At 57.0% G+C, this 26581-nt stretch carries 29 protein-coding genes; 22 read left to right on the top strand and 7 right to left on the bottom strand.

Annotated elements, in window-relative coordinates; translation table 11 throughout:
- Positions 1-239: 239 nt before the first annotated feature.
- The 18 genes from pyrC to ACWB12_RS07920 all read left to right on the top strand — a co-directional run bounded on the left by pyrC (position 240) and on the right by ACWB12_RS07920 (position 17207).
- Entirely contained in the window at positions 240-1280 is a 1041-nt protein-coding gene (gene pyrC / locus ACWB12_RS08005) for a dihydroorotase (protein ID WP_479529548.1), read from the top strand.
- Positions 1281-1381: 101 nt separating this feature from the next.
- Positions 1382-2059 carry an orotate phosphoribosyltransferase gene (locus ACWB12_RS08000; protein ID WP_479529547.1) on the top strand — a complete coding sequence of 226 codons (678 nt, stop codon included), beginning with the start codon at positions 1382-1384 and terminating at the stop codon, positions 2057-2059.
- A gap of 161 nt (positions 2060-2220) precedes the next feature.
- Positions 2221-3732, top strand: coding sequence for a replicative DNA helicase (locus tag ACWB12_RS07995; RefSeq protein ID WP_479529546.1), 1512 nt, complete (start codon positions 2221-2223; stop codon positions 3730-3732).
- 129 nt (positions 3733-3861) lie between these two features.
- Entirely contained in the window at positions 3862-4803 is a 942-nt protein-coding gene (locus ACWB12_RS07990; RefSeq protein ID WP_479529545.1) for an isopenicillin N synthase family dioxygenase, read from the top strand.
- Positions 4804-5119: 316 nt separating this feature from the next.
- A complete protein-coding gene (gene alr, locus ACWB12_RS07985; protein WP_479529544.1) occupies positions 5120-6166 on the top strand; it encodes an alanine racemase in 1047 nt (348 codons plus the stop codon).
- Positions 6163-6945, top strand: a complete 783-nt coding sequence (locus tag ACWB12_RS07980; protein ID WP_479529543.1) for an MlaE family ABC transporter permease — start codon at positions 6163-6165, stop codon at positions 6943-6945. Before alr ends, ACWB12_RS07980 begins: the two co-directional genes overlap by 4 nt.
- A complete protein-coding gene (locus ACWB12_RS07975; protein ID WP_479529542.1) occupies positions 6942-7688 on the top strand; it encodes an ABC transporter ATP-binding protein in 747 nt (248 codons plus the stop codon). Before ACWB12_RS07980 ends, ACWB12_RS07975 begins: the two co-directional genes overlap by 4 nt.
- Positions 7689-7851: 163 nt before the next feature.
- Positions 7852-8628: a DNA repair protein gene (locus ACWB12_RS07970; protein WP_479529541.1), complete on the top strand. Its 777-nt coding sequence runs from the start codon at positions 7852-7854 to the stop codon at positions 8626-8628.
- A gap of 105 nt (positions 8629-8733) precedes the next feature.
- Positions 8734-9183 (top strand): paraquat-inducible protein A, encoded by a 450-nt coding sequence (locus tag ACWB12_RS07965; RefSeq protein WP_479529540.1) that lies wholly within the window; start codon positions 8734-8736, stop codon positions 9181-9183.
- 30 nt (positions 9184-9213) lie between these two features.
- The gene (gene radA, locus ACWB12_RS07960; RefSeq protein WP_479529539.1) at positions 9214-10578 is read left to right on the top strand and encodes a DNA repair protein RadA; all 1365 of its coding nucleotides are present in this window, start codon (positions 9214-9216) and stop codon (positions 10576-10578) included.
- Between the two features lie 28 nt (positions 10579-10606).
- Positions 10607-11173 carry a CvpA family protein gene (locus ACWB12_RS07955; protein ID WP_479529538.1) on the top strand — a complete coding sequence of 189 codons (567 nt, stop codon included), beginning with the start codon at positions 10607-10609 and terminating at the stop codon, positions 11171-11173.
- Between the two features lie 161 nt (positions 11174-11334).
- Positions 11335-11730, top strand: coding sequence for a COG4315 family predicted lipoprotein (locus ACWB12_RS07950; protein ID WP_479529537.1), 396 nt, complete (start codon positions 11335-11337; stop codon positions 11728-11730).
- A 144-nt stretch (positions 11731-11874) separates the two neighbouring features.
- Positions 11875-13326: an amidophosphoribosyltransferase gene (gene purF / locus ACWB12_RS07945; protein ID WP_479529549.1), complete on the top strand. Its 1452-nt coding sequence runs from the start codon at positions 11875-11877 to the stop codon at positions 13324-13326.
- On the top strand, positions 13323-13733 hold the full coding sequence (locus ACWB12_RS07940) for a DUF1801 domain-containing protein (RefSeq protein WP_479529536.1): 411 nt from the start codon (positions 13323-13325) through the stop codon (positions 13731-13733). The genes purF and ACWB12_RS07940 overlap by 4 nt, the downstream gene beginning before the upstream one ends.
- 10 nt (positions 13734-13743) lie before the next feature.
- Positions 13744-14394, top strand: a complete 651-nt coding sequence (locus ACWB12_RS07935) for an SDR family NAD(P)-dependent oxidoreductase (protein WP_479529535.1) — start codon at positions 13744-13746, stop codon at positions 14392-14394.
- Between the two features lie 158 nt (positions 14395-14552).
- The gene (surE, locus tag ACWB12_RS07930; protein WP_479529534.1) at positions 14553-15353 is read left to right on the top strand and encodes a 5'/3'-nucleotidase SurE; all 801 of its coding nucleotides are present in this window, start codon (positions 14553-14555) and stop codon (positions 15351-15353) included.
- A complete protein-coding gene (locus ACWB12_RS07925) occupies positions 15350-15988 on the top strand; it encodes a protein-L-isoaspartate(D-aspartate) O-methyltransferase (protein WP_479529533.1) in 639 nt (212 codons plus the stop codon). The genes surE and ACWB12_RS07925 overlap by 4 nt, the downstream gene beginning before the upstream one ends.
- Before the next feature lie 52 nt (positions 15989-16040).
- Positions 16041-17207: a peptidoglycan DD-metalloendopeptidase family protein gene (locus ACWB12_RS07920; protein WP_479529532.1), complete on the top strand. Its 1167-nt coding sequence runs from the start codon at positions 16041-16043 to the stop codon at positions 17205-17207.
- Positions 17208-17220: 13 nt separating this feature from the next.
- Here the strand turns inward: ACWB12_RS07920 and ACWB12_RS07915 are convergent, their stop codons facing one another.
- Genes ACWB12_RS07915 through ACWB12_RS07900 form a run of 4 tightly spaced genes read right to left on the bottom strand, consistent with a single transcriptional unit; the run spans position 17221 to position 19823 of the window.
- Positions 17221-18060, bottom strand: a complete 840-nt coding sequence (locus ACWB12_RS07915) for an ATP-binding protein (protein ID WP_479529531.1) — start codon at positions 18058-18060, stop codon at positions 17221-17223.
- Positions 18057-19019 carry a twin-arginine translocase subunit TatC gene (tatC, locus tag ACWB12_RS07910; protein ID WP_479529530.1) on the bottom strand — a complete coding sequence of 321 codons (963 nt, stop codon included), beginning with the start codon at positions 19017-19019 and terminating at the stop codon, positions 18057-18059. The genes ACWB12_RS07915 and tatC overlap by 4 nt, the downstream gene beginning before the upstream one ends.
- A complete protein-coding gene (tatB, locus tag ACWB12_RS07905) occupies positions 19016-19564 on the bottom strand; it encodes a Sec-independent protein translocase protein TatB (RefSeq protein WP_479529529.1) in 549 nt (182 codons plus the stop codon). The genes tatC and tatB overlap by 4 nt, the downstream gene beginning before the upstream one ends.
- A 40-nt stretch (positions 19565-19604) precedes the next feature.
- On the bottom strand, positions 19605-19823 hold the full coding sequence (locus tag ACWB12_RS07900; RefSeq protein WP_479529528.1) for a twin-arginine translocase TatA/TatE family subunit: 219 nt from the start codon (positions 19821-19823) through the stop codon (positions 19605-19607).
- A gap of 224 nt (positions 19824-20047) precedes the next feature.
- Here ACWB12_RS07900 and ACWB12_RS07895 point away from each other — a divergent pair, with 224 nt between their 5' ends.
- Both ACWB12_RS07895 and ACWB12_RS07890 read left to right on the top strand, forming a co-directional pair.
- Positions 20048-20431 carry a hypothetical protein gene (locus ACWB12_RS07895; RefSeq protein WP_479529527.1) on the top strand — a complete coding sequence of 128 codons (384 nt, stop codon included), beginning with the start codon at positions 20048-20050 and terminating at the stop codon, positions 20429-20431.
- A gap of 35 nt (positions 20432-20466) precedes the next feature.
- Positions 20467-21144: a helix-turn-helix transcriptional regulator gene (locus ACWB12_RS07890; RefSeq protein WP_479529526.1), complete on the top strand. Its 678-nt coding sequence runs from the start codon at positions 20467-20469 to the stop codon at positions 21142-21144.
- A gap of 99 nt (positions 21145-21243) precedes the next feature.
- Here ACWB12_RS07890 and ACWB12_RS07885 read toward each other — a convergent pair whose 3' ends face one another.
- The 3 genes from ACWB12_RS07885 to ACWB12_RS07875 form a co-directional block, all read right to left on the bottom strand.
- The gene (locus ACWB12_RS07885; protein WP_479529525.1) at positions 21244-22329 is read right to left on the bottom strand and encodes an ABC transporter ATP-binding protein; all 1086 of its coding nucleotides are present in this window, start codon (positions 22327-22329) and stop codon (positions 21244-21246) included.
- 81 nt (positions 22330-22410) lie between these two features.
- Complete coding sequence (locus ACWB12_RS07880) at positions 22411-23466, bottom strand: methyltransferase domain-containing protein (protein ID WP_479529524.1); 1056 nt, start codon at positions 23464-23466, stop codon at positions 22411-22413.
- 94 nt (positions 23467-23560) lie between these two features.
- Entirely contained in the window at positions 23561-24340 is a 780-nt protein-coding gene (locus ACWB12_RS07875; protein WP_479529523.1) for an SDR family oxidoreductase, read from the bottom strand.
- 299 nt (positions 24341-24639) lie between these two features.
- Between ACWB12_RS07875 and ACWB12_RS07870 the strand changes: the two genes are divergently transcribed.
- Positions 24640-25677: a Hint domain-containing protein gene (locus tag ACWB12_RS07870; protein ID WP_479529522.1), complete on the top strand. Its 1038-nt coding sequence runs from the start codon at positions 24640-24642 to the stop codon at positions 25675-25677.
- An 82-nt stretch (positions 25678-25759) separates the two neighbouring features.
- On the top strand, positions 25760-26581 hold an 822-nt coding region (locus ACWB12_RS07865; RefSeq protein ID WP_479529521.1), incomplete at its 3' end, for an ATP-binding cassette domain-containing protein.

The following is a 26581-nucleotide window of genomic DNA, read 5'->3' as shown; positions in this document are numbered from 1 at the left end:
CCAGCCGCCATTTTGAATGACCCGCAATATTTCGATACGAAATTTTCGCCGATCGTGCGGGTTGTGCCGCGCGACGAGCCGCAATTGCCGCTGGGGTTTACGGATGCGGATGTTATCGTATCCGGCGACAGTTTTGAAGTTGTCGAGGCGTGGACTTAACACCCGTGATAGGTGAAAATCTGCCAGCCTGACATTTAGGCGTGGCTTGGGACGCACAGATTGTGTAACCCAACCCAGTAATGACAGATCAAATCACCCTCCGCCGCCCCGATGACTGGCACCTGCATTTGCGCGATGGCGCAATGCTGGCCGCCGTGTTGCCCGAAACCACGCGCCATTTTGCGCGTGCCATCATCATGCCCAATCTGGTGCCCCCCGTGGTCACCGGTGCCGATGCCGCCGCCTATAAGGCGCGGATCATGGCGGCCATGCCGGATGGCTCTGACTTCACCCCGCTGATGACGCTATATCTGACCGAGGACACGGATGCCGACGACGTGGCAGCCGCGCATGCCTCGGGCCTGATTTCAGCGATGAAGCTGTATCCAGCGGGGGCAACCACGAATTCCGCGTCAGGTGTTGGCGATTTTGACAAGGTGCGCGGTGTGCTGGAACGCATGGCCGAAATCGGCCTGCCGCTCTGTGTGCACGGCGAAGTGACGGATGTCGACATCGACATTTTTGACCGCGAGGCGATGTTCATCGACCGTGTGCTGGACCCGATCCGGCGCAAGACCCCTGATTTACGCGTGGTGATGGAACATATCACCACATCAAACGCGGTGGAGTATGTAGGCGCGGCTAATAATAATCTGGCCGCCACCATTACAACCCACCACCTGATCATCAATCGAAACGACATTCTGGTCGGTGGCATCAAGCCGCATTATTATTGTCTGCCGGTCGCCAAGCGCGAGAGGCACAGATTGGCGCTGCGCAGCGCCGCCACCTCGGGGGACGCGCGGTTTTTCCTTGGCACCGACAGCGCCCCGCATACGGACCCCAATAAACTTAGCGCCTGTGGCTGTGCCGGTTGTTTCACCGCCCCCAACACCTTGCCGATCCTTGCGCATGTGTTCGAGGACGAGGCCGCGCTAGAGCAGTTGGAAGGGTTCACATCCCTGCATGGTCCTGCGTTTTATGGCCTGCCGGTGAACGAAGCCACCTTGACCCTGACCAAAGGCACCCCTGCCCCGATGCCGGATAAATTAATCACCGCCGAGGGTGAAGTCACCCTGTTTGACCCTGGATTTGATCTGTTGTGGCAAGTGACACCCTGATCCATTATCGTTCCATAAATATCCGCGCCGCAGGCATAAAGAATTTTCTTGCCTCCGGCGGGGATATTTAGACAAAAGAGAAACGTAATAAAGGCACTGCAATGATTCCGTCGACATTTCCACCAAAAGAAGAAATCGCACGCCTGACAGCGAAGATGTTGCTCGAGATCAAAGCCGTGCATTTCAATGCGGACGCGCCGTTCACGCTGGCCTCGGGTCTACCCAGCCCGACTTATATTGACTGCCGCACTCCAATATCGCACCCGCGCATCCGTTCAACCATGATGGATTTCATGGTCACCACCGTGATGCGCGATGTGGGGTTCGAAGCGTTTGACAATATCGCTGGCGGCGAAACAGCTGGCATCCCTTTTGCTGCGCTGGTCGCCGAACGGATGGGGCTGCCGATGACCTATGTGCGCAAAAAACCCAAAGGCTATGGGCGGGGCGCGCGCATCGAGGGGGAAATGCGTGAGGGGCAGAATGTTTTGCTGGTCGAGGATCTGACCACCGATGGCGGATCAAAACTGTCATTTGTCGATGCGATTCGGGAAACGGGCGCCAATTGCGCACACACAGCGGTAATTTTTTATTACGATATTTTTCCCGAAACCGAGAAAACCTTGGGTGATCACGGGGTTACCCTGCACCATCTGTGCACATGGTGGGATGTCCTAGCCGAGGCCAAGGCGAGCAAGGCTTTTGATGCGGGCACCCTGAGCGAGGTCGAGAGCTTCCTGACAGCCCCGCGCGCATGGCAGGAAGCGAGAAAAAAATAACGGGCATTTGCTGCGTTTTTCGTGTATATTGGGGCGACAAGAATGATATCCACCAGATATAGACCGCGTTATCTATCCACAGGTTTATACAATTTGCGCTGGCCATGGTGCGTGGATTAAACAAATCCGGCGGGACGAGTGGGTGCACAAATGGGTGAGACATGAACGAAATTACGCCGGTCAATTCAGGTCAAGACGCAGCAGGCGATAGCGCCGGCATCACTGATGCCCTGCCCCATAATGTCGAGGCTGAACAACAGCTGCTGGGCGCGATCCTGACCAACAACGACATTTATGACCGCATTGCTGCGATCATAGGCCCGCAGCATTTTTATGAACCTGTGCATGCCCGTATCTATGAGGTAGCAGCCAGCCGTATTGCCAAAAACAACCTTGCCTCGCCCGTTACACTAAAGGCGTTTTTGGAGGATGACGAGGGCCTGAAGGAGCTGGGTGGCCCCGCTTATCTGGTGCGTCTGGCGGGGGCTGCCATTTCTGGTTTTGCAGCGCGGGATTATGCGCAGATGATCTATGATCTGGCGATCCGGCGCGAATTGATCGGGCTGGGGCGCGACATTTCCGACAAGGCCGCCAAGGTCGACATTGCATCGGAACCTAAGGAGCAGATCGTCGAGGCCGAACAGGCGCTCTATGCACTGGGCGAGCAAGGTCAGACTGACAGTGGGTTTCAATCGTTCCTAAAGGCTGTCACTGACGCCGTGAACGTGGCAAACGCCGCATACCAGCGCGATGGTGGTCTGGCCGGAATTTCCACCGGCCTGACCGATATGGACAAAATGCTGGGTGGCTTGCACCCCTCGGATTTGCTGATCCTTGCGGGTCGCCCCTCGATGGGGAAAACCGCGCTGGCCACCAACATCGCCTTTAACATCGCCAAGGCCTATCAAAAGGGCATTCGCCATGATGGCACCGAAGGGGCGGTAAATGGTGGCGTTGTCGGATTTTATAGCCTCGAGATGTCGGCAGAACAGCTGGCTGCACGTATTTTGTCCGAGGCCAGTGAAGTGCCTAGTGACCAAATCCGCCGTGGTGACATGACCGAAGAAGAATTCCGCCGCTTTGTCGAGGCCGCCAAAGACCTAGAAGCCTGCCCGCTTTATATCGACGACACTCCTGCTCTGCCGATCAGCCAGCTGGCGGCCCGCGCGCGGCGTCTGAAACGCACCCACGGGCTGGATGTGTTGATGATTGACTACCTGCAACTGGTGCGCCCCGCCACCGCCAAAGACAGCCGCGTGAACGAGGTATCCGAGATTACCCAGGGCCTGAAGGCCATTGCCAAAGAGCTGGAAATTCCGGTAATCGCCCTGTCGCAGCTCTCGCGTCAGGTGGAAAACCGCGAAGACAAGCGCCCGCAGCTGTCTGACCTGCGTGAATCGGGATCAATCGAGCAAGACGCCGATGTCGTGATGTTCGTTTACCGCGAGGAATATTACAAAGAACGCGAAAAACCCGGCGATCACGAGCTGGAAAAGATGGCCGCGTGGCAGACCGAAATGGACCACCTGCACGGCAAGGCCGAGATCGTGATCGGCAAGCAGCGCCACGGCCCGATTGGCCATGTGGAGCTGTCATTCGAGGGCCGTTTCACCCGCTTTGGCAATCTGGTCAAACCGTGGCAGCAGCGTGGTGATGGCGAGGACAGTTTTTAATGGGTCCGTTCCACGCCCTTGTTGTGTTAGAGCGTCACAGCGAACATCGCAGAAAACGATTTGAAGGATAGCTGCGGCCATTTTTTCGCCTGAACCCTATTCAACATTTCAAATTTGCGAGTCACTCTAATGACAAAATTTAACGAACTCCCCGTTCTGGACGGGCGTGCATTGCATGATGGCAGTGATAAATCCAGCCTTATCAATGATTTTCGCACCACCTATGGCGAGGTCGGGTTTGGCTACATCGTGAACCACGGCATTGATCAGGGGCTGATTGACGCGGTGTTTGACGCCTCGCGCCGGTTTCACGCCCTGCCCATAGAACAAAAGATGGCGGTGGAATTGGACGCTCGCCATCGCGGCTACATCCCGATCAACACCTCGACAGAGGTGAATTCAAAACTGGCCGATGTGAAAAAGCCCAACCAATCCGCCAGCTTTATGATGATGCGCGAGGATGCGCAGGCCGACCCCAATCTGTTCCTGTCCGGCCCCAACCAGTGGCCTGATCTGGCAGGATTTCATGAAACGCTTGTGGAGTATAATGCAGCATTGACGGAACTTGGCCATAGGGTAATGAAAATCGTGTTGCAGGCTGTGGGGACGCCGGATGATATCCTGAAGGGTTTCGCGCCGCCAACCACATGGCTGCGCCTATTGCATTACCCTCCGATGCCTGCTGCAAGTGCGGATGATCTGTTTGGCAGCGCGCCGCACACAGATTTTGGTTGTTTAACCATTCTGGCAACCGATGATGTAGGCGGGTTGCAGGTGCAAACCACATCTGGCGACTGGATCAATGCGCCCCCTATCCCCGGCGCATTCGTGGTTAATGTCGGTGATATGCTGCACCGGATGAGCAACGGGCGGCTGTTATCCACCCCGCATCGGGTGATCAACAAATCGGGGCGCGAGCGGTATTCCTGCCCGTTTTTCTATGACCCGAATGTCGGATATGATGTTGCCCCGTTGCTGGGCACGGGTGCGGCGAAATTCGCGCCGGTGAATTACGGTGATTTCCTGCGGGGCGAATTACAAGCGGGTTATGACAAACACAAAGCATCGTGAAATGGGTGGGGCAGGCATATGCGCCGACCCCGGATTCTGTCGCCTATTATTCCAGTTTGACCAATTCATCATCCATCGATCCAGCCCATACCACATGTCCTGTAACCATAAACGAGGCAACATCGCCCGTGGATAAAATGGCTTAAAGCCCATTAAGGATTCTCCGAACAATAAACTCGGGGGTGATCCAGAAAATCAAAAGCTGCGCAATTGCAGCCACGTAATCCGTGCAACATGCGGCCCAATTCATACAGGTTCAAGGCGCCTCTCGCGTGTTTCCACTTGACCTTGCCCGCCTGCCCGTCAAAAACCCCCTATGGGAAGTGCGACATTAACAATTGATCTGGATGCGATTGCCGCCAATTGGCGTGCACTGGACTCAATGACAGATTGCGAAACAGCAGCTGTGGTCAAGGCCGATGGCTATGGTCTGGGTGTCCGCCGTGTGGCCAAGGCATTGGCGCAGGCCGGGGCAAAGCGGTTTTTCGTGGCTGTAGCCGAAGAAGGCGCCGCCGTGCGCGATGCGGTGGGGCCGAACGCGGAAATTTTGGTGTTTGGCGGCCATATGCGCGGCGACACCGATATGATCAGTGATTTGCATCTGGTCCCGATGCTGAATTCGCTAGACCAGCTGACCCGCCATTTCGAGGCCCTGCCAAACGCGCCCTTCGGCATCCAGCTGGACAGCGGCATGAACCGGCTGGGCATGGAAGCGGTCGAATGGGATGCTGTGCGCGATATCGTGCTGGCGCAAAACCCCGTGCTGGTGATGAGCCATCTGGCCTGTGCAGACGAGCCTGAGCACGCGATGAACGGCCAACAACTGACCGCGTTCAAGGCCATGACCGATGGCATCACAGCGCCCCGCTCATTGGCGGCCACAGGCGGCATCCTGTTGGGGCCCGACTATCACTTTGATCTGACACGCCCGGGTATCGGCTTATACGGCGGCCTACCGTTTTCCGCTGCCCACCCCGCCGCCACCCTGTCATTGCCGGTGATCCAGACCCGCGATTTGCAAGTGGGTGAAACTGTGGGCTATGGCAACGCATGGCGCACCAACACCACCGCCACCATCGCCACTTTGTCAGGCGGCTATGCCGACGGGTTGATCCGCGCCCTCTCGAACGGCGCGACATTCTGGGCCAATGACATTGCCTGCCCGATGGTCGGACGTGTATCAATGGACCTTATTACAGTTGACATCAGTCACTTGCACGAGGTTCCTCATCACCTTGATATCCTTGGACCACAGCAAACCGTTGAAGATCTGGCAGCAATGGCTGGCACCATCGGCTATGAAATCCTCACATCCTTAGGCCCACGTTACACCCGCCGCTACGCTGGGGGATTTGCCCAATGATACTGCTGGCCCCCGTCGCTACGCTTGGGCGTAACACAATGGGCATGCTGGCCGCCATTGGCCGGATTGCGATCTTTTTCGCCCAGACAATTGGCCATATGCTGCGCCCGCCGTTCTATTTCAAGGAATTCGGCCATGCCCTGCTGACCATTGGCTATTTCAGCTTGCCGGTTGTCGGGCTGACCACTTTTTTCACCGGCGGCGCATTGGCCTTGCAGATTTACGCGGGCGGCGCACGGTTTAGCGCTGAATCCGTGGTGCCATCCATCGTTGCCATTGGCATGGCGCGGGAACTTGGCCCTGTTCTGGGCGGGTTGATGGTGGCTGCTCGGGTGGCCTCGTCCATAGCTGCTGAAATAGGCACGATGAAAGTGACCGAACAAATCGACGCGCTGGTCACCCTATCAACCCACCCGATGAAATACCTGACTGTGCCCCGCGTGCTGGCCGCCACTATCGCTGTGCCGGTTCTGATCGCGGTTGGCGACAGCATCGGCATCATGGGCGGATATATCGTCGGGGTGGCGCGTTTGGACTTTAATTCAGCCGTGTATCTACATAATACCATTGATTTTCTTGAAATGTGGGATGTCACCTCTGGCCTGCTAAAGGGTGCCGTGTTCGGCTTTATCGTCGCCCTGATGGGCTGCTATTACGGGATGAATTCGGGCCGTGGTGCGCAGGGCGTCGGCCATGCCACCAAATCGGCAGTGGTGGCGGCATCGATCCTGATCCTTGCCTCCAACTACCTGCTCACAGAGTTGTTTTTCTCCGCATGATTACGCTTGATAATGTTCACAAGGCCTTTGGTGCCAACAAGGTTTTGCAGGGGGTTAACCTGACCATCCCGCGTGGCGAAAGCATGGTGATCATTGGCGGGTCGGGCACCGGAAAATCGGTGGCGCTGAAATGCATTCTGGGGCTGGTGAAGCCCGACAGCGGCACCATCACTGTGGATGGCCAGGACGTCACCAAAGTGGAGCGCGACGCGTTTCTGGCCCGTTTCGGGATGCTGTTTCAGGGTGGCGCGCTGTTTGACAGCCTGACGGTCTGGCAAAACGTCGCCTTTCGCCTGCTGCGCGGCTCATTAAAGCGGCCCAAAGACGAGGCCCGCGAGATCGCCATTGAAAAACTGCGCCGTGTCGGGCTGAAACCCGAGGTCGCCGATCTGTTCCCTGCCGAGCTGTCCGGCGGCATGCAAAAACGCGTCGGGCTGGCCCGCGCCATAGCCGCCGAACCTGAAATCATCTTTTTTGACGAACCCACAACGGGGCTGGACCCGATCATGGCGGGTGTGATTAACGAGCTGATCCGCGAGATCGTGGTTGAGATGGGCGCAACCGCCATGACCATCACCCACGACATGACTTCTGTGCGCGCCATTGCCGACAAAGTGGCAATGCTGCACGACGGGGTGATCAAATGGACGGGGCCTGTGGCCGATATGGACAACAGCGGCGATCCCTATCTGGACCAGTTCATTCATGGCCGCGCCGAAGGGCCGATCGAGGCGGTTCGGTAAGCATTTGTTGCCAAAATCGAAACAATAGATCACCCCCGCGCCGCATTGCGCCTAAAATTCCCCCTTAACCATTAACTGATTCTACACTATTACTTAAACAAGTGACCTTAGCCCTTTGATTTCGTTGCTGGAGTGGGCCAAGGATTATTGGTGGGGGAATATTATGCCAAAACAATCTGCGGCCCATTGGGTCAGCATTCAAAAATTTGTTCAAAAAACCACGCTGTTTGCGATTGCGCTTTTGGCGCTCACGATGGTTGTTCTTAGCATTGGTGCGGCTGTTGGCCTGCTGCCGTGGCTTGAGATTACCGCGCGCGTCAGTGGTGGCGAAATTGCCAATGCCGGAATGATTGCCCAGCTGGGTTTCACCTTTTTCTGTCTGGCGATGCTGTTTTTCCTGCCCGCCAACAACCGGATCATGCAGCTGGAAAACACTCATCGCAATTTCCATGTCAGCATGGAGGACGTTGCCAAAGCCTACGTGGTGAGCCACGAAGCCGACCGCGCGGGGCTGTTCAAGATCGGATCAGAATTTGACTCCGTGCGCGAACGCATTGCCCATCTGCGCGACCATCCACAGCTTGCCACGCTAGAACCCAGCGTTCTGGAAATCGCGGCACAAATGAGCTTTGAGGCCCGCGATCTGGCCGAGGTTTACAGCAGCGAGCGGGTTGAACGCGCCAAAATGTTCCTTAAGCAACGCCAGCAAGAGATTGATACCTTTCAGGAAAACATCCGCATCGCCCATCACACAACAGGCGAGTTGAAGAACTGGTTGTTGCAGGTGGAAACCGAAGAAGGTCTGGTCGAGCGCCAGCTGGATACGCTTCAGGCGGACCTGTTTGAAATCCTGCCAGAGCTTGGCTTTGATCTGGACCACGATGAAAAACCGGCCAAGGATGTTAATGTTGTGCCCATGGCGGCCAAGCCCGCGGAATAGCCCTATAGGGCAGGATTTTACGGCTTCAAGGATTGTGATGCGCCCCGTCGCCGCATAAATGCAAAGGCAGGGCACAAATGCCCTGTCATTCGGGACGGATATATTGTGGCCACTTTCCTAAAAATCGCCAACCTGTCGTTGATCATCCTGTTCCCCATCGCGTGGTTCGCGCCGATGTTGCGGGCGGGGTTCATGCCGTTTTTCTTTGGCCTTGATGAAATATCGGTGATCACGGGGCTGCAAAGCCTGTGGGAATCCGATGTGTTCCTCGCCTTGCTGGTCACGTTTTTTGCCATCTTTGCCCCCTATATGAAAACCATCGGACTGGCGTTGATCCATTTCAATCTGTTGCATCGCAAGGTGCTGCCGGTGCTGCATTTACTGGGCAAACTGGCGATGGCCGATATTTTCCTGATCGCGCTGTATCTGGTGGTGGGTAAAGGGATTGGCGTGGGTAAAATTGAAACCGCGTGGGGATTATACCTGTTTACCGGCTGCATTCTGGCGTCATTAGCCATTTCATTTCTTGCGGAAAAACGCAAAAGGTCTGCTTGATGTAGCGCCAAAGCTAAGGCACAAGACCCTATGGCAAAGCAAAACACCTTCACCTGCAATTCCTGCGGCGCATCCTCGACCAAATGGTCGGGCCGTTGCGAGGCCTGCGGTGCATGGAATTCGATCACAGAAGAGGTGCCACTGTCGGCTGGCCCTGCCAAGAAATCGCTTGGCGGCAAACGGGGCCGTTCGATCCATCTGTCCGACCTGTCCAGTGACGAGGCCCCGCCCCCGCGCACCCATTCGGGTATGGATGAACTGGACCGTGTGCTGGGCGGCGGTCTGGTGCCGGCCTCGGCTGTGTTGGTCGGCGGTGATCCGGGTATCGGCAAATCCACATTATTGCTACAGGCCGCCGCCAGTTTCGCCGGTAAAGGTCTGAAAGTTATCTATGTTTCCGGTGAAGAGGCCAGCGCCCAGATACGGATGCGAGCCGACCGTCTGGGTCTGCGCGATGCGCCTGTGCAGCTGGCCAACGAAACCAACCTGCGCGATATCCTGACCACACTCGAGGCTGAGAAACCCGATCTGGCGATTATCGATTCGATCCAGACCATGTGGGCCGATAATGTTGAATCCGCACCTGGCAGTGTCTCGCAAGTGCGGGCCGCCGCGCACGAGCTGACCACCTTCGCCAAGCGGCGCAATATGTCGGTGATCCTAGTTGGGCACGTCACCAAGGATGGCCAAATCGCTGGCCCCCGCGTGATCGAACATATGGTCGACACCGTGCTGTACTTTGAGGGCGAGCGCGGCCACCAGTTCCGAATCTTAAGGGCGGTAAAAAACCGTTTCGGGCCTGCCGACGAAATCGGCGTGTTTGAAATGACCGGTGCGGGCCTGTCCGAAGTTACCAACCCCTCCGCTCTGTTCCTATCGGAACGCGATAAACCCGCCGCAGGGTCGGTGGTATTTGCTGGTATCGAGGGCACCCGCCCCGTGTTGTGCGAGTTGCAAGCGCTGGTTGCCCCCTCGCCCCACTCCCAACCCCGCCGCGCCGTTGTTGGCTGGGATAGCGGCCGTTTAGCGATGATACTGGCCGTGCTCGAGGCCCGCTGCGGCATCCCGTTCACCGGACTCGATGTCTATCTGAACGTGGCGGGTGGTATGCGTATTAGTGAACCGGCCGCCGATCTGGCTGTTGCAGCCGCACTACTATCGGCCCGCGAAGACACCGCATTGCCCGCCGACACTGTGGTTTTTGGCGAAATTAGCCTATCAGGAGCCCTAAGACCCGTTGGACAGACTGAAAACCGCTTGAAAGAGGCTACCAAACTGGGTTTTACAGGCGCAATCGCCCCTGCGGGCAGCAAAACTGCAACCGCAACGGGGCTTAAGATGCAGCAGATGTCCGATCTAACGGCATTTGTCGGCGAGATTTTCGGGGCGGGGTAACGCCCCAAAGCAGGCGAGGAGAGAAGACGTGGAAGGTTTTACAATTATAGACGGCGTGGTGGCAGTGGTCATCATCCTATCGGCGCTTTTGGCCTATTCCCGCGGCTTCGTGCGCGAGAGCCTGTCCATCGCGGGCTGGGCCGCCGCAGCAGTGCTGGCCTTTTTGTTTGCAGGGCAGGCCGAACCCTTGATCCGCGAAATTCCGATCCTTGGCGATTTCATTAAGGACAGCTGTGAATTGTCCCGCATCGCGGCATTTGCCGCCGTCTTTGCGGTGGGCCTGATCGTCATGTCACTGATTACACCGCTGTTTTCATCCATTGTGCAGCGTTCAGCCCTTGGCGGCATTGATCAGGGGCTAGGATTTCTGTTCGGTGTGGCGCGTGGTGCGTTGCTGGTTGGCGTCGCATTGGTGGTTTATGACCGCGTTGTCACCGATCAGGCCATGCCAATGATCGACGACAGCCGCACCGCCCGCATTTTTGCAAAAATGCAGGACAGCATCAACGACAGCATCCCCGAGGATGCGCCAGGCTGGATTGTGTCACGTTACGAGCAACTGGTCGGGGATTGCAGCAAACCTGCCCCTGAATAGGGGTTTGGTGGCTGCATATCTCGCATATGTGATTGCCTGTGTGCAGCCCCCCTGCTGTTGAAACCTATATTTTCTGACAAAACAGCGTTATCAGGTGAACAGTTATTGGCCGCCTGATCCTGCTTGTCGGCTGGGTCTGGGCATCTATTTGGAGACTGTACATGCGCCTTACTTCCTTTGCGATTGCGACCGCCGCCAGCCTTATCCTGATCAACAGCACCGCCAACGCCAGTTCACATGGCAATGCATTGGTGATGAGCGGGCCGCTGAATGGCCAGGTGTTCATCATGAACGAAAAACACATGTCTCTGTATTTCTATGGCAAAGACACAAACGGCGTGTCCAAATGCAACGGGGCCTGCGCCACAGCATGGCCGCCAGCCTTAATGCCCGCAGGCACGCAGATGCCCGAAAGTTATTCCCTAATCAAACGCGACGATGGCACCATGCAGATCGCCTTTAAGGGGCGCCCGCTATATCTCTATGCAAAAGACCGCAAAATCGGCGATATCAAGGGGGACGGGGCAAAAGGTTTGTGGGTTTTGGCACGGCCCTAACCCTGCGACAAGGCAACACCCCAAAAGCATGTGCGTTTATCTATGACTTATCTATGACTCTGTGGTGACACACGGCGTCCAACCTCGTATGAGGGTGGCACGCCTACTGCCATAGGATTCGGAGCGACTGCTGAAATGCACAAAATGCCCCCCTGCCACCCGTTCGATGATGATAAATTAAAAGAGGAATGCGGCGTTTTCGGCGTGATCGGTGTGGCCGAGGCCGCCAATTTCACCGCCTTAGGCCTGCACGCCCTGCAACATCGCGGCCAAGAGGCCGGTGGCATCGTCAGCCATGATCCGGTCGAGGGGTTCAATTCGGCGCGTCGTTTCGGTTACGTGCGCGATAATTTCACCAAAGCCAGCCTGATGGACACCCTGCCCGGCCCGCTGGCCATCGGCCATGTGCGCTATTCCACCAGTGGTAAAAAGGGCGCCGTGATCCGCGATGTGCAGCCGTTCTTTGGCGAATTTGCCATGGGCGGAGCGGCGATTGCCCACAATGGCAACATCACCAACGCCGCGGCCCTGCGCCGCGAATTGATCCAGCATGGCTCAATATTCCAGTCCTCGTCCGATACTGAATGTATCATCCACCTGATGGCCCGCAGTTTCCAGAGCAACATCCCCGAGCGGATGAAAGACGCGCTGCGCCGCGTTGAGGGCGCGTTCTCTATCGTTGCCATGACCCGCACCAAACTGATCGGTGTGCGTGACGCGCTGGGGGTTCGCCCGCTGGTGCTGGGCAAGGTTGGTGATGGTTGGGCGCTGGCCTCGGAAACCTGTGCGCTGGACATCATCGGTGCTGAATTTGTGCGTGATATCGAACCTGGCGAAATGGTGGTGATCACTAAGGATGGCGTTGAGAGCCACCGCCCGTTTGCCCCCGCCAAACCACGGTTTTGCATCTTCGAGCATGTCTATTTCTCGCGCCCCGACAGCATCGTCGGTGGTCAGTCGATTTACGAGACCCGCCGCCAGATCGGCATCGAGCTGGCCCGCGAGGCCCCTGTGGACGCCGATCTTGTTTGCCCCGTGCCCGACAGCGGCACGCCTGCAGCCATTGGTTTTGCGCATGAAACCGGCATCCCTTACGGCATGGGCATCATCCGCAACCAGTATACGGGGCGCACTTTTATCGAGCCCACCGAAAGCATCCGCAACATGGGGGTGCTTCTGAAGCTGAACGTCAACCGCGCGCTGATCAAAGGAAAGCGGGTGATACTGGTCGATGACAGCGTTGTGCGCGGCACCACGTCGCGTAAAATCAAGGAAATGATTCTGGATGCGGGGGCTGCCGAGGTCCACTTCCGCATCGCGTCCCCCCCCACCATGTGGCCCTGTTTTTACGGCGTAGACACACCTGAACGCGAGCAACTGCTGGCCGCCACCATGAACGAGGAAGAAATGCGCGAGCATTTGGGGGTGGATTCATTGCGCTTTATCACGCTGGACGGTCTGTATCGCGCCGCGGGTCAGGCAAAGGGGCGCGACAACGCCTCGCCGCAATATTGCGACGCCTGTTTTTCCGGCGAATATCCGGTGAAGCCTGCGGATATGATTGCGCAGGGGTTTGAAATCAAGGCGGCGGAATGATCCCGCCCTTCCCCACAAACGTCGCCGCTGCCTATGACAGCTACCCCATTGCGGCCCGCGATGTCCTGCTAAACCTGCGCAGCCTGATCTTCCTAACCGCCGCCCAAAATCCAGTCATCGGCCCCCTGACGGAAACCCTGAAATGGGGTGAACCGGCCTACCTGACCGAAACCACTAAATCCGGCTCCACCATCCGCATGGCATGGAAACCGGCAAAACCCGACCACGGCGCGCTGTTTTTCAACTGCAAAACCACGCTGGTGGACACCATGCGCGAGATTTACCCCGATACATTCACCTATCAAGGCACCCGTGCGGTGCTATTTCCGCTGAATCAACCGCTACCAAATGACGCTCTGGCGCATTGCATCGAAATGGCGCTAACATATCACCGAAATAAACGGTAGAAACCAACACATGACAAACCCATCCGAACCCGTCGCCCTGATCACCGGCGCGTCCCGCGGCCTTGGCGCTGCTATGGCCGAAGCCTTGGCCCCGACCCACCACATCATCGCCGTGGCCCGCACCACCGGCGGGCTCGAGGATCTGGACGACCGCATCAAAGCCAAGGGCGGCAACGCCACGCTTGCGCCGATGGACATCACACAAGACGCTGCCATGCAGCACCTGTGCCGTTCGATCTATGATCGCTGGGGCGGATTATCCATGTGGGTGCATGCCGCTATCCATGATGCGCCATTATCGCCCGCGGGCCATATCAGCGAGGGTGACTGGGATAAATCCATCGCCCTGAACACCCGTGCCACCGGCCTCCTGATCAGCTATATTGCGCCTTTACTGGGCCAATCGGGCACAGCGATCTTTTTTAATGATCCTGCACCGCGCGGTGCCAAGTTCTTTGGCGCTTATGGTGCGACCAAAGCCGCGCAAATCGCGCTGGCCCGCAGTTGGCAAGCAGAATCGGTGAAAACCGGCCCCCACATCCACATCGCCACGCCCGCGCCAATGCCCACTGGCCTACGCGCCCGTTTCTACCCTGGCGAAGACCGCAAACCACTGGCCGATCCGCATGACGAAGCCGCCAAGATACTGGCAGAACTATAGCGTCCCCCTTCTTCTTGCCCTAAATACCTCGGCGCCTCGCTACATAGAATCTTTTCTGCCACAAAGTGGCGGGTGTAATGGTGGCAGCGAGACAGAACCTTTACCATACCTCCCCCTTGCCCTATTCAACTCTTAGGGTAACAAGGGCAAAATCGATCATGCGCATACTGATCACCAATGACGACGGCATCAACGCGCCGGGACTACTGACGCTGCTGAACATCGCAACTGAAATTGCGGGACCGGACGGCGAAGTCTGGACCGTGGCACCTGCATTCGAGCAATCGGGAGTGGCGCATTGCATTTCCTACACCCACCCGATGATGATTGCGCAACTGGGCGAGCGGCGCTTTGCCGCCGAAGGCTCGCCCGCCGATTGCGTGCTGGCAGGCCTGCACGACGTGATGAAAGACACCCCGCCCGATCTGATCTTGTCTGGCGTGAACCGTGGCAACAATGCGGCTGAAAACACGTTATATTCCGGCACCATTGGCGGCGCGATGGAAGCGGCCCTGCAAGGGCTGCCCGCGATTGCCCTGTCCCAATACTTTGGGCAAGAAAACGCCGATCTGGATGACCCGTTCGAGGCCGCAGCCGTGCACGGCGTCTCTACAGTGCGCGCAATCCTTGCCGCCACCCCACAAAACAACGATGATTACCGCCTGTTTCACAGCGTTAATTTCCCCCCCGTTGCTGCCGCTGCTGTGAAGGGCATGAAAGCCACACCACAAGGGTTTCGCCGCGATGTGAATTTCGGCATCGAGCCGCATTTCGCCCCCTCGGGCCGCAAATTTCTGTGGATCAAGGGCGGGCCGCAACACACCCCGACAGAGCCTGGCACCGATGCGGCTGTCAATCTGGATGGCTACATTTCAATCACCCCGATGCGGGCCGATCTGACAGCTCATGATACGCTGGCCGATTTGCAAGGCTCATTAGACAAATCAGCATCCAAATGAAACACGCCGAACGCAAAATGCAATTCCTTTTTGCCTTGCGTTCCAAGGGTGTAACCGATGCGCGGGTGCTTTCGGCAATGGAAACCATCGACCGTGGCCATTTCGTAAAAGGCCTGTTTGAAAACCGCACATACGAGGATATGCCACTGCCGATTGCTTGTGGTCAAACCATCAGCCAGCCCTCGGTTGTTGGCCTAATGACACAGGCGCTAAAGGTGCAGCCGCGCGACAAGGTTCTGGAGGTTGGCACCGGTTCCGGCTATCAGGCCGCGATCCTGTCACAACTGGCGCGACGCGTCTACACGGTGGACCGTTTCAGCCGTCTGGTGCGCGAGGCATCCGCCGTGTTTCGCAAGCTGGATCTGTCCAATGTCACCGCCTTTACCGCCGATGGCAGTCATGGCCTGCCAGATCAGGCCCCGTTTGACCGTATCATCGTTACCGCAGCCGCCGAAGATACGCCCGGCCCCCTCTTGGCGCAGCTGAAAATTGGCGGTATCATGGTTTTGCCCGTGGGTCAGGGGCAAGCGGTGCAGAACCTGATCAAGGTCACACGCACCAACACAGGCTATGATTATGACGAAATACGACCCGTGCGTTTCGTGCCCTTGCTGGAAGGTTTGGGGAAAGAGTAAGACAAAACAATAAAGGTCCGGCAAACGGGCTGTGAATTTGAGGATAGAGCAAATGGCAAAACGCCGATCCCCCATGATGCGGGCCCTGTATGCAGGAGTCACCCTGACCACATTGGGCGTCCTTTCGGGCTGCGCAGATTTCGATTTTGACATACGTGACAAATTCGGCAACGCGCCCGACACATCCACTGCAGCGCGACAGGCGACATCGCCACGCCCGCAAGCCGATAACCGTGGCGTCATTTCCTATCCGAACTATCAGGTCGCCATCGCGCGCCGTGATGACACCGTGGCCGACGTAGCCACGCGCGTTGGACTGGGGGCTAGCGAGTTGGCCCGCTATAACGGCATCGCGCCTGAGGCCAAGCTGCGCAAGGGCGAAATCATCGCCCTGCCGCGGCGCGTTGCCGAGCCATCCCCAGCCACGGGATCGGCCACCACGGGGCCGTTACAGCCTGAAACCATCGACATCACCACCTTGGCTGGTGGCGCGATTGAACGTTCAGGCAGCACCCCCGCAGCCGCACCGAACACACCATCGGGTGCAGAGCCCGTCCGCCACAAGGTCGAGCGCGGCGAAACCGCCTATTCGATCTCGCGGCTTTATAACGTGTCGGTGCGATCCTTAGCCGAATGGAACGGGTTGGGCGCCAACCTGTCGGTGCGCGAAGGCCAGTATCTGTTGATCCCTGTTGCCAGCACGACCCAAACCGCCTCGGCAAGCAGCACAACCCAGCCTGGCAGCGGCACCCCGACTCCGGTACCGCCGAGTTCGACCAAACCGTTGCCTGCTGAAACTGCATCGCCAACACCTTCCACCCCCACACCGGCGTCGCCCAATCTGGGCGGCCAAAGCACGGCAGACTCAAGCAACGCTAGGCTGCTATATCCGGTTCAGGGCAATATCATCCGCGCCTATTCAACCAAAAGCGATGGCATTGATATCGCCGCCAAGGCAGGGTCGCCCGTGAAGACAGCGGATGCGGGCACCGTGGCCGCGATCACCCGCGACACCGATCAGGTGCCGATTCTGGTGATCCGCCATGCGGGCAACCTGTTGACGATTTACGCCAATGTCAGCGACATCACTGTGAAAAAAGGCGACCGTGTCAGCCGTGGCCAAACCATTGCCAAGGTGCGTTCCGCCAATCCGTCATTCGTGCATTTCGAGGTGCGCAAGGATTTCGACAGCGTCGATCCGATGCCTTATCTGGAGTAATTGGGTCGGGTGTCTAAAGCGAAACGCCCCTGCGCCCTGCCAGATCGGTGAAATACTGCCATGCGACGCGGCCCGAACGGGCCCCGCGTGTGGCGGCCCATTCTATCGCCTCGGCGCGCAGGGTTTCGGGTGCGATTTCAACACCGTATGCAGCACAATAGCCGTGGATCATTTCCAGATATTCTTCCTGCGAGCAGGAATGGAACCCCAACCACAGCCCAAACCGGTCTGACAGCGATACTTTTTCCTCGACCGCCTCACTCGGGTTAATAGCGGATCCACGCTCGTTCTCGATCATGTCGCGTGGCATCAGGTGACGACGGTTCGAGGTGGCGTAGAACACCACGTTTTCCGGTCGCCCGATCACCCCGCCATCCAGCACCGCCTTTAGCGATTTATAGTGTTCATCGTCATGGGAAAACGACAGATCGTCGCAAAACAACAGAAACCGCACAGGTGCGTCCCGTAGCAACGCCAGCAAACGCCCGATGCTGGGCAAATCCTCGCGCTGCACCTCGACAATCTTCAGGCTATGACCTTGCGCAAGCACCGCCGCATGGATAGCCTTGACCAAGGACGATTTCCCCATCCCGCGCGCGCCCCACAACAGGGCGTTATTGGCAGACAGGCCACGGGCAAATTGCAGGGTGTTTTCCAGTAAGGTATCGCGGGACCGGTCCACCCCGACCAACAGGTCGAGCGCCACGCGGTTCACGTCGGTCACAGGCTCCAGATGGTCCGGCTCTACATGCCACACGAAGGCATCAGCGGCGTCAAAATCGGGGGCGCTGGCGGCGGGTGGGCTGATCCGTTCCAGCGCTGCCGCGATCCGATCTAACGTCGCATCGTTCACTTGCCGTCGTCCTTGAAATAACCCTCTTCATCTTCCTCGTCCTCATCGAACTCGGACATCAAAGAGTCTTCTTCTTCTTTGGTTTCATCTTCTTCGTCTTCATCATCGTCGAACCACAGACCTTCGGCCCGCAATTTAGCCTCGCGCTTGCGCTCAACATACGACACCAGATGAATCGATATTTCGTATAGGCCGTAAACAACAACGAACAGGATAAGCTGCGTCATCACATCCGGCGGGGTCACCAATGCGGCCAACAGCAGGATGCCGACAATTGCATATTTACGCACATTGCGCAGCCCCTTAGCGCTGACCAGACCGGCCTTGCCCATCAGGGTCAACAGGACCGGAAGCTGGAAACACAGGCCGAATGCCACAATCATTTTCAGTGTGATATCAAGGGTTTCGTTAACTTTCCCCTGAAACACAATCGAAATTCCTCCGGCTTTATCTGGCAGGTTTACCGCATCGGCCCCCTTATCACCAACGATGGCAGAAAACACCGAAGACGCATCCGAGAACCCCAGGAAAAAATTCATCGCCAGCGGGATCACCACGTAATGGGCAAATGCTGCCCCCAGAAGAAATAACAATGGCGAGGCAATAACGAAGGGTAAAAAGGCGGATTTTTCGTTTTTATACAGACCGGGGGCGACAAACCGCCATAACTGGTTGGCAATCACCGGCGACGACAGGCCAAGACCGAAAACCATCGAAATCCGGATCAGGGTAAAGAAATATTCCTGCGGCGCGGTGAAAATCATCACCGGATTGGGGTCGCCCAAGTCACGCATGGTTTGTTCAATCGGGGCCAGCAGGAAATCAAGGATCAAACTGCCGAATGAAAAACAAATGACCATACCAATGATAAACGCCACCACCGATTTGATCAGTCGATCACGCAGTTCGGCCAGATGCTCGATCAACGGAGCGGTAGAATCCTCAACCTTGTCGGTCATGTTTTAGCGCCTGTTTTGGGTTTGGGCTTGGTCGCGCGTAGCTTGGCAGCAGCTTTGGGCTTCGCCGCTGCTTTTGCCTTTGGCTTCGCCGCCGCTTTTTTGGCTGCGGGTTTTGCAGGTTTTGCCGCCGCCTTGGCGTCTGCCGCCTTTTTCGCCGTCGCTGCGTGCATTTTCTTGGCCGCCTCGGTGCGCTCGGTTACGGATGCTGCCTTTTTCGCCTTATCCGCTGCCTTGGTTTCGGCGGCTTTTTTCTTGGATTCGGGTGTCATCGGGTCCCAGTTTTCAAACTGGGTCGCCACATCGTCCAGCGTATCCAACCCAAGGCTCTTTTTCGATGTTGCGGCCTTCAGGTCATCCGCCACATCCTTAACGCCCGCCTGATCCGCGGCTTCGTTCATCGCTGACTGGAAATCGCGCGCCATGCCTTTGGCTTTGCCGGTGAACCGGCCAAGGGTGCGAAACATCCCGGGCAAATCTTTGGGCCCCACGACGATCAGCGCCACGATGCCTACGACCATAAGTTCGGTCCAACCGATGTCAAACATAAGGGATCCGCCTGTTCAGGTTCAAAGGATTGCCGCGCGTTTAAGCGTCGTCTTTCACTTTTTCTTCTTCAGGGGTCACGTCTTTGGCGGCGGTCGCTGTATCTTCCAGCTCTTCCTTGCCCTCGCTAACGCCCTTCTTAAACGAGGTAATACCCTTGCCCACTTCGCCCATCAAGGACGAGATTTTGCCGCGCCCGAACAGCACCAGCACAACAACGGCGATCAGTAGCAGGCCCGGTAGACCAATATTATTCAGCATAGTTTTCTCCCATATTCAGGATGCCCAACCTAGCTGGGCATAAAATTCACCATCTGTATGTATTGCCTCTGCGGACAAGTTCAAAGGCCAAATGCGCATCTTTCCTGTGCTTTTTCAAATGAATCGCACCCCCAGATTGCCAACTGACAGATTCATGTCAGTTGGGGGGCGGTATCAAAGGGGGCGAATCAACCGCTTCATCAACCAACCAAAAGGAAAATATCATGCGATTCTCTCTGTCTATTCTGGCGCTTGCCGCCCTGCCCTTCGCCCCAGCCGATAGTGCGCGCGCCGGTGACTCTTCACCCCTTGTTGCGGAAATTGTCACCTTTCGCCTGAATGCCGGAGTAGATGATATCCAATTCCTGAATGACGCCAAAGCAACCGATCCCATCGTTCGGGCCGCGCAAGGCTTTATCAGCCGAAGTCTCAGCAAGGGCGAGGATGGCGTCTGGACCGACTATATCCTTTGGCAGACCCTTGCAGATGCACAGACCGCTGCGAAAACCGTGGTGAATGATCCGGCGTTCGCCCCCTTCGGGCAGGCGATTGATTTTGAAACAGTCGTTATGCGTCACGAGGCCGTGCAGTGGCAAATGCAGCAATAACTTGACGCGCCTTTGCAGGTCAGAGAGTTTGCGCCATGCGCCGCACTGACCGCCTGTTTGAAATGATCCAGATCCTGCGCGATGGGCGATTACACCGCGCACAGGACATGGCCGAGCGCCTAGAAGTGTCTGTGCGCACCATCTACCGCGATATGGACACATTGATTGCCTCGGGTGTGCCCGTTGAGGGCGAACGGGGCTTGGGATACATGATGACTGCCGCCATCAGCCTGCCACCGCTGAACCTGACGATGGCGGAACTCGAGGCGTTTCATCTGGGCATGGATATCGTCACCAAAGCTGCCGACAAGGAGCTGGCCGATGCCGCCAGATCACTGAGCGCCAAGATTGACGTGGTGCTTCCCGCAGATCGCGCGGCACCCGCCTCGGGCTGGGGATTTGCGGTTTACCCGTTTGAAGATGCGGCCAAAGGGTTCAAACACATGCCCGCCTTGCGGCGCGCGATCCGGACGCAGCACGAGGTGCAGATCGAATATAAAAACGGGGCGAATGACACGTCTATGCGCATCATCCGCCCATTGCAGCTGGAATACTGGGGGCGGGTCTGGACCCTGACATCGTGGTGCGAATTACGCACGGATTTCAGGGTGTTTCGGGTCGACCGGATGCTGGATGTGGCGGTGTTGCCGTCGCATTTTGGTGATGATGTGGGCAAGACGCTATCGGATTATCTGCATCCGTTCGGGGAATAATGGTTGCGCCGCGCTCCGCGCGCCGCCCCAAGCGCTTTGTCCCTGCGGGCCAAAGCGCTATTAGCCTGCGGCGCAGGTATTTAGGGCAAGAAGAAAGGGTTATGCGGTCTTTGGAAACACAAAACAGCGGTCGCGCGGCAGGGTCAGCCACATCACGGTTCCGACGGTGGGCAGAAACACGGACGGCACGGTGGCCTTCAGGATCGATCCATCCGCATCCATCCTGAATTCAACCAGACTTTCGCGTCCCATGAACCGTGCCCGCATCACATTGGCCCGTGCCGCCACCCCGTCGCGCGCCGTCGGATTCGGGCCGCGGCCACCGCGATCAAAGTCGATTTTGATGTGCTGCGGGCGGCTGACGATTTCAACACGGGTGCCGTCTACCACACCTGGGGCAAGGAATTGGCCAAAGGGGGTTTCAGTCAGAGCACCTTTAACAACACCCTCTATCACATTGATATCCGAGAAAAAGTCAGCAGCCCGTTTGTCGCGCGGGCTGTTGTAAATATTGTAGGGCGCCCCCTGTTGCACGATTTTTCCATCCCGCATCAGGGCAATTTCATCGGCCATGCGCATCGCCTCGTCCGGCTCATGCGTGACCAACAACACCGCGGCACCCTCTTCTTTCAAAAGGTCCAGCGTTTCATCGCGGATGCCGTCGCGCAGACGGTTATCTAGGCCGGAAAACGGCTCATCCATCAGCATGATTTTCGGACGCGGGGCCAAGGCACGGGCCAAGGCGACGCGCTGTTGCTCGCCACCCGACAACTGGTGCGGGTAGTCTGCCGCGTGATGCGCCATACCGACCCGTTCCAGCAATTCATTCACCCGTGCCGCGTTCCCCGCCCCTTTGCCCGGCAGACCAAACCCGACGTTATGCGCCACATCCAGATGTGGAAACAGCGCGAAATCCTGAAACATCAACCCGATTGAACGCCCCTCGGGCGGCACCCTGAACACCGTGTCGCACACCAGTTCACCATCGGCGTAAATCTCACCGCTGTCCTGCATTTCAACGCCGGCAATGATGCGCAATGTGGTGGATTTACCGCAGCCCGATGGCCCCAACAGGCAGGTCACCTGCCCTGGCATCACCTGTAGCGACACATCATCCACCACCACACGCCCGTCATAGGCACGGGTGATATTCTTAATTTCAAGACGTGGGTGCGTCGTTGCCACTGGCCGTTTCCCTTTCAAACCCGATCAAAACCATCGGGATTAAAGGCGGTGGTAGCAGGCAGCGCCAGCCCCGGCAAGACCCTAGCAGCAACTGCCGCTTGTGCTTTCGTCGCCGATTGTAGGCCCGTCAAACGGAGTTTCACCGCCGCAATCGCCAAACAGGCCGAAATGCGTGTCCCAATTGCCAATAAAATCAAAATGCGGGGCAAAGCGGCTTTGGTTCAGCATCCGGTAGGTATTCCCGCAGACAGGAAATACTTTGCCCGCCTCAATTGCGTGGTGTTTGTCCAAGATAAATGTCTGCGGGGCTTCGGCTATCGTTCCCTTATAGATCACCGCTTGGCCGTAATTTTCGCAAGCTGGCTCCAGCCCGTCCAGTTTGAACAAACGGTACGTGGCCGAGGTAAAGCCGATGTTGCCGACCTTGGCCTCGATCTGGGGGTTCTCGATGGTCAAAACACGGTCCTCGACCAATCGTGGATCACCGAAACCGGCCCGTTTAGCAATGTTTTCAAAGTCATTCCAATACAAAGCACCGGACAGGCATTCCCCATATAAAACCTCGTCCTTGACCAAAGCATCAGGCATCCGCCGATCCGCATAAACGTCGCTGAAATACATCTCGCCACCCGGCTTCAACAGACGGTGCGCACCGCGCAGAACCGCGCCTTTGTCCATCGCCAAATTCAGCACACAATTGGACACAATAATATCGAAGCTCCCCGCCTCTAGCGGCAAATCATCCAGATGCTCAATCAGCCCCTTGTGAAATCCGGTGTTCGGTTTGGCATATCCAAACGCACGCGCATGATAGTCCTCATGTTGGCGGGCCACTTCCAACTGTGCCTCGGTCATATCGACACCCACCACATGGCCCGCTTCGCCCACCAGCCCCGCCAGCGCGTAAACATCACGCCCTGATCCGGACCCAAGATCCAGTATTCGCGTCCCGCGCAACGCATCGGGCGCAATCAGGCCACACCCGTAGTATTTCGCCATAACCTCGTCATGGATTTTTGACAGAACCGCCTTAAGGTGGTCCGGAATGTCGCCTGCCGTGCAACAGGCGTTGGTTTGCAGGTCGGCGCTGGTTTGCAGGGTCTCGCCGTAATATTCCTGCACTGATTCATGGTTCATTCATTGGCCCTTTATCATGTTCAATATAGACCTAATCAGGCGCGGGGCCGCATACAATCGCCCCCGCGCCTGATCACATAGAATTGAAAGGTGATCACATCGTCAAATTCACCTCGCCGCCGTCCAGCAGAATGTTCTGCCCGACGATAAATCCGGCGTGTTGCGAGCACAGGAAGGCACAGGCTGCACCAAATTCCGCAGCCGTGCCATAACGCCCGACAGGGATGCTGGCCGATGCCTCTTTCAACGCCTCGTCAAACGTAATGCCTTCTTTTTCAGCTCTGGCATGCGCCAACGACAGCCCGCGATCCGTGGCATGCATGCCCGGTTGCAGGTTGTTGATTGTCACGCCTGATCCTGCCACTTGGCGCGAGGTGCCAGCGACATACCCGGTCAGACCCGCACGGGCGGAATTCGACAGGCCCAGCACCGCAATCGGCGCTTTGACCGATTTGCTGGTGATGTTGATGATCCGGCCCCAGCCGCGATCCATCATTTGGGGCAGCAATGCTTTCATCAGCGTGATCGGCGTCAGCATATTGGCATCCAGTGCCTTGATGAAATCCTCGCGGTCCCAATCAGACCACATACCGGGGGGCGGACCACCGGCGTTGTTCACCAGAATATCGACGTCCCCCGCCGCCGCCAGAACCGCCGCCTGCCCCTCGGGGGATGTAATATCTGCCGCCACAGTCACTACTTCCACGCCATAGGCTGCGCGAATCGCCTCGGCAGCGTCCTCAAGCGGCCCTTTGGTGCGGGCGTTCAGCACCAGATGCACGCCTTCAGCCGCCAATGCCTCGGCACAGCCACGCCCTAACCCCTTGGATGATGCACACACCAACGCCCGTTTGCCCGTAATTCCCATATCCATTTGTCGTCTCCTCTATTCCATACCTGATGCCAATTTCACCCCAACAGGGGCGAATCGCACCCGAAATGCCCGATGCGCGAGTTAACCAGTTTGCGACACCAAACAACATCAACAAGGGGGCATTGCCGCCTGAGCAGGCCTAAATCGTCATAATCCGGTCAATAGCTGGTAAATTTGTTGACGTAGTCACCGCCAGTTAATAACCATATGATCTGTCTATGGTCGTGGGGGCCGCGGGTATGAACGAACTGCATCGTTCAAAAATTGCGGCGCCACAATTGAACATAGCGAGTTGCCAAATGCCAAAATCTGCCCAAAAAACCGAAACACCGATTCAATCCCTGCCCGTTTACGCAGCGAACGGGTTTTGTGTGACCGATGGGGCCAATTTTGGCGACCCGCTGGCCGATGCGGACGATTTGATGCTGGATGATACATACACCTTAAACAGCAAAGCACAGCAAATCCGCCTGACCATTGCGCAAACAGACGATAGTTCGGGCAATGCCCCTTTTGTTATCGCAAAGGGTACCGAAACAGGCACAGTCGGCAACCCGCTGCATCTGGATTGCGCAATCACCCTGATGGGGCCAGATGGCGTCACCTTTGATGCGGTCGTTCTGGTCGAAGTGGACCCGACTGAAGGCGCAATCGAGGACATATATATGCTGGCGTTAGCGCCGCTTGATCCGGCATGCGCATACCGTCTTGTCGGGATTAGCCGCAGCGGCGCCCGCGCCCGCATGGCCGAAATGGCCTGTGTCAGTTTCACCCGTGGCACCCATATTACCATGGCCAAGGGCGAACAGCGCCCGATTGAAAACCTGAAAGTCGGCGATAAGGTGCTAACCCGTGATGACGGGCCGCAAACCGTGCGCTGGATTGGTCGCACCACCATGCGTGCGGTCGGCGATTTCGCCCCGATTGTGATCACCAAGGGCACATTGCACAATGAAAACGACCTGATTGTCAGCCCGAACCACCGCCTGTTCATCTATCAGCGCGTTGACGAAGTCGGTGCAGGGCGCAGCGAAGTTCTGGTCAAGGCAAAACATCTGGTCAACGGCACCACCGTAACCCGCCAGCGTGGCGGATTTGTCGATTATTTCCAACTGCTGTTTGACGATCACCAGATCATTTTTGCCGAAGGCATCGCCGCCGAAACCCTGTTTCTGGATGAAACCACAACACCGGCCCTGCCGGACGATCTTTCGGGAAAAATCAGCAAAGGCAATTCATTGCATAGCAAACGTGGCCACGATGATTACGAAATTGGCGCATCCCCTGTAACGGACGGGGATATGGCCGAACGCCTGCGCCGCGCCTCCTCAACCTAGCAAATATTGCGCTGCTTCCTGTTTGACTCGTCCCCAAACCACGCTACTGTCGTGTGATCCATAACCGCACGGGCTGCCATACATGCTTGATACTCCATCTAAATCCACCCCGCTTGTTTCCATCGAAAATCTGCGTGTCGAATTTTCGACCAAAGACGGCCCAGTAGTAGGGGTCGAGGATATATCATTCAGCATTAATCCTGGCGAAACCGTCTGTGTGGTGGGCGAATCCGGCTCTGGCAAATCGGTCTCATCCTTGTCGCTGATCCGGCTGGTCGAATTTGGCGGCGGCCAAATCACCGGCGGGCGGATTATGTTTGACCGGCGCGACCACGGCGACGGGCAAGGTGCAATTGATCTGGCGCATGCCGAAAAGGATTTGATGCGCACCATTCGCGGCAATGAAATCGGCATGATTTTTCAGGAGCCAATGACATCGCTAAATCCGGTTTTCACCATTGAACGCCAGCTCACTGAGGGTCTGCGCGTCCACAAAAACATGTCCAGAAAACAGGCATCCGAGCACGCGCTGGAACTGATGCGCCGTGTGCGTATCCCCGAACCCGAACGCCGCCTGAAACAATACCCGCATGAATTATCCGGCGGGATGCGCCACCGGGTGGTGATTGCGATGGCACTGGACTGCGAGCCGCGTGTTTTGATCGCGGATGAACCCACAACGGCGCTGGACGTGACCATTCAGGCCGAAATTCTGGCGCTGATTGACCGTTTGAAACGCGAAACCGGCACGGCCGTTTTGTTCATCACCCACGATATGGCGGTGGTGGCGCAAATGGCTGACCGCGTGGTGGTGATGTTCCGCGGCAATATGGTCGAAGAAGGCACCGTCACCGAAATTTTCGAAAACCCGCAAGAGGAGTACACCAAGGCGTTGTTGTCCGCT

Source organism: Profundibacter sp., assembly GCF_056498605.1.
Note: the sequence above shows the minus strand (reverse complement) of the source record. Positions and strands in the feature narration are given on the sequence as shown.

Bases quoted from the DNA above. Each gene is read 5' to 3' on its own strand.
- ACWB12_RS07895 (WP_479529527.1), top strand. From the start codon at position 20,048: ATGCGATTCTCTCTGTCTATTCTGGCGCTTGCCGCCCTGCCCTTCGCC.
- ACWB12_RS07935 (WP_479529535.1), top strand. From the start codon at position 13,744: ATGACAAACCCATCCGAACCCGTCGCCCTGATCACCGGCGCGTCCCGC.
- ACWB12_RS07990 (WP_479529545.1), top strand. From the start codon at position 3,862: ATGACAAAATTTAACGAACTCCCCGTTCTGGACGGGCGTGCATTGCAT.
- ACWB12_RS07970 (WP_479529541.1), top strand. From the start codon at position 7,852: ATGCCAAAACAATCTGCGGCCCATTGGGTCAGCATTCAAAAATTTGTT.
- ACWB12_RS07925 (WP_479529533.1), top strand. From the start codon at position 15,350: ATGAAACACGCCGAACGCAAAATGCAATTCCTTTTTGCCTTGCGTTCC.
- alr (WP_479529544.1), top strand. From the start codon at position 5,120: ATGGGAAGTGCGACATTAACAATTGATCTGGATGCGATTGCCGCCAAT.
- ACWB12_RS07980 (WP_479529543.1), top strand. From the start codon at position 6,163: ATGATACTGCTGGCCCCCGTCGCTACGCTTGGGCGTAACACAATGGGC.
- ACWB12_RS07940 (WP_479529536.1), top strand. From the start codon at position 13,323: ATGATCCCGCCCTTCCCCACAAACGTCGCCGCTGCCTATGACAGCTAC.
- ACWB12_RS07975 (WP_479529542.1), top strand. From the start codon at position 6,942: ATGATTACGCTTGATAATGTTCACAAGGCCTTTGGTGCCAACAAGGTT.
- ACWB12_RS07880 (WP_479529524.1), bottom strand. From the start codon at position 23,466: ATGAACCATGAATCAGTGCAGGAATATTACGGCGAGACCCTGCAAACC.
- ACWB12_RS07995 (WP_479529546.1), top strand. From the start codon at position 2,221: ATGAACGAAATTACGCCGGTCAATTCAGGTCAAGACGCAGCAGGCGAT.
- ACWB12_RS07920 (WP_479529532.1), top strand. From the start codon at position 16,041: ATGGCAAAACGCCGATCCCCCATGATGCGGGCCCTGTATGCAGGAGTC.
- tatB (WP_479529529.1), bottom strand. From the start codon at position 19,564: ATGTTTGACATCGGTTGGACCGAACTTATGGTCGTAGGCATCGTGGCG.
- ACWB12_RS07900 (WP_479529528.1), bottom strand. From the start codon at position 19,823: ATGCTGAATAATATTGGTCTACCGGGCCTGCTACTGATCGCCGTTGTT.
- ACWB12_RS07870 (WP_479529522.1), top strand. From the start codon at position 24,640: ATGCCAAAATCTGCCCAAAAAACCGAAACACCGATTCAATCCCTGCCC.
- ACWB12_RS08000 (WP_479529547.1), top strand. From the start codon at position 1,382: ATGATTCCGTCGACATTTCCACCAAAAGAAGAAATCGCACGCCTGACA.
- ACWB12_RS07875 (WP_479529523.1), bottom strand. From the start codon at position 24,340: ATGGATATGGGAATTACGGGCAAACGGGCGTTGGTGTGTGCATCATCC.
- pyrC (WP_479529548.1), top strand. From the start codon at position 240: ATGACAGATCAAATCACCCTCCGCCGCCCCGATGACTGGCACCTGCAT.
- ACWB12_RS07950 (WP_479529537.1), top strand. From the start codon at position 11,335: ATGCGCCTTACTTCCTTTGCGATTGCGACCGCCGCCAGCCTTATCCTG.
- ACWB12_RS07890 (WP_479529526.1), top strand. From the start codon at position 20,467: ATGCGCCGCACTGACCGCCTGTTTGAAATGATCCAGATCCTGCGCGAT.
- radA (WP_479529539.1), top strand. From the start codon at position 9,214: ATGGCAAAGCAAAACACCTTCACCTGCAATTCCTGCGGCGCATCCTCG.
- surE (WP_479529534.1), top strand. From the start codon at position 14,553: ATGCGCATACTGATCACCAATGACGACGGCATCAACGCGCCGGGACTA.
- tatC (WP_479529530.1), bottom strand. From the start codon at position 19,019: ATGACCGACAAGGTTGAGGATTCTACCGCTCCGTTGATCGAGCATCTG.
- purF (WP_479529549.1), top strand. From the start codon at position 11,875: ATGCCCCCCTGCCACCCGTTCGATGATGATAAATTAAAAGAGGAATGC.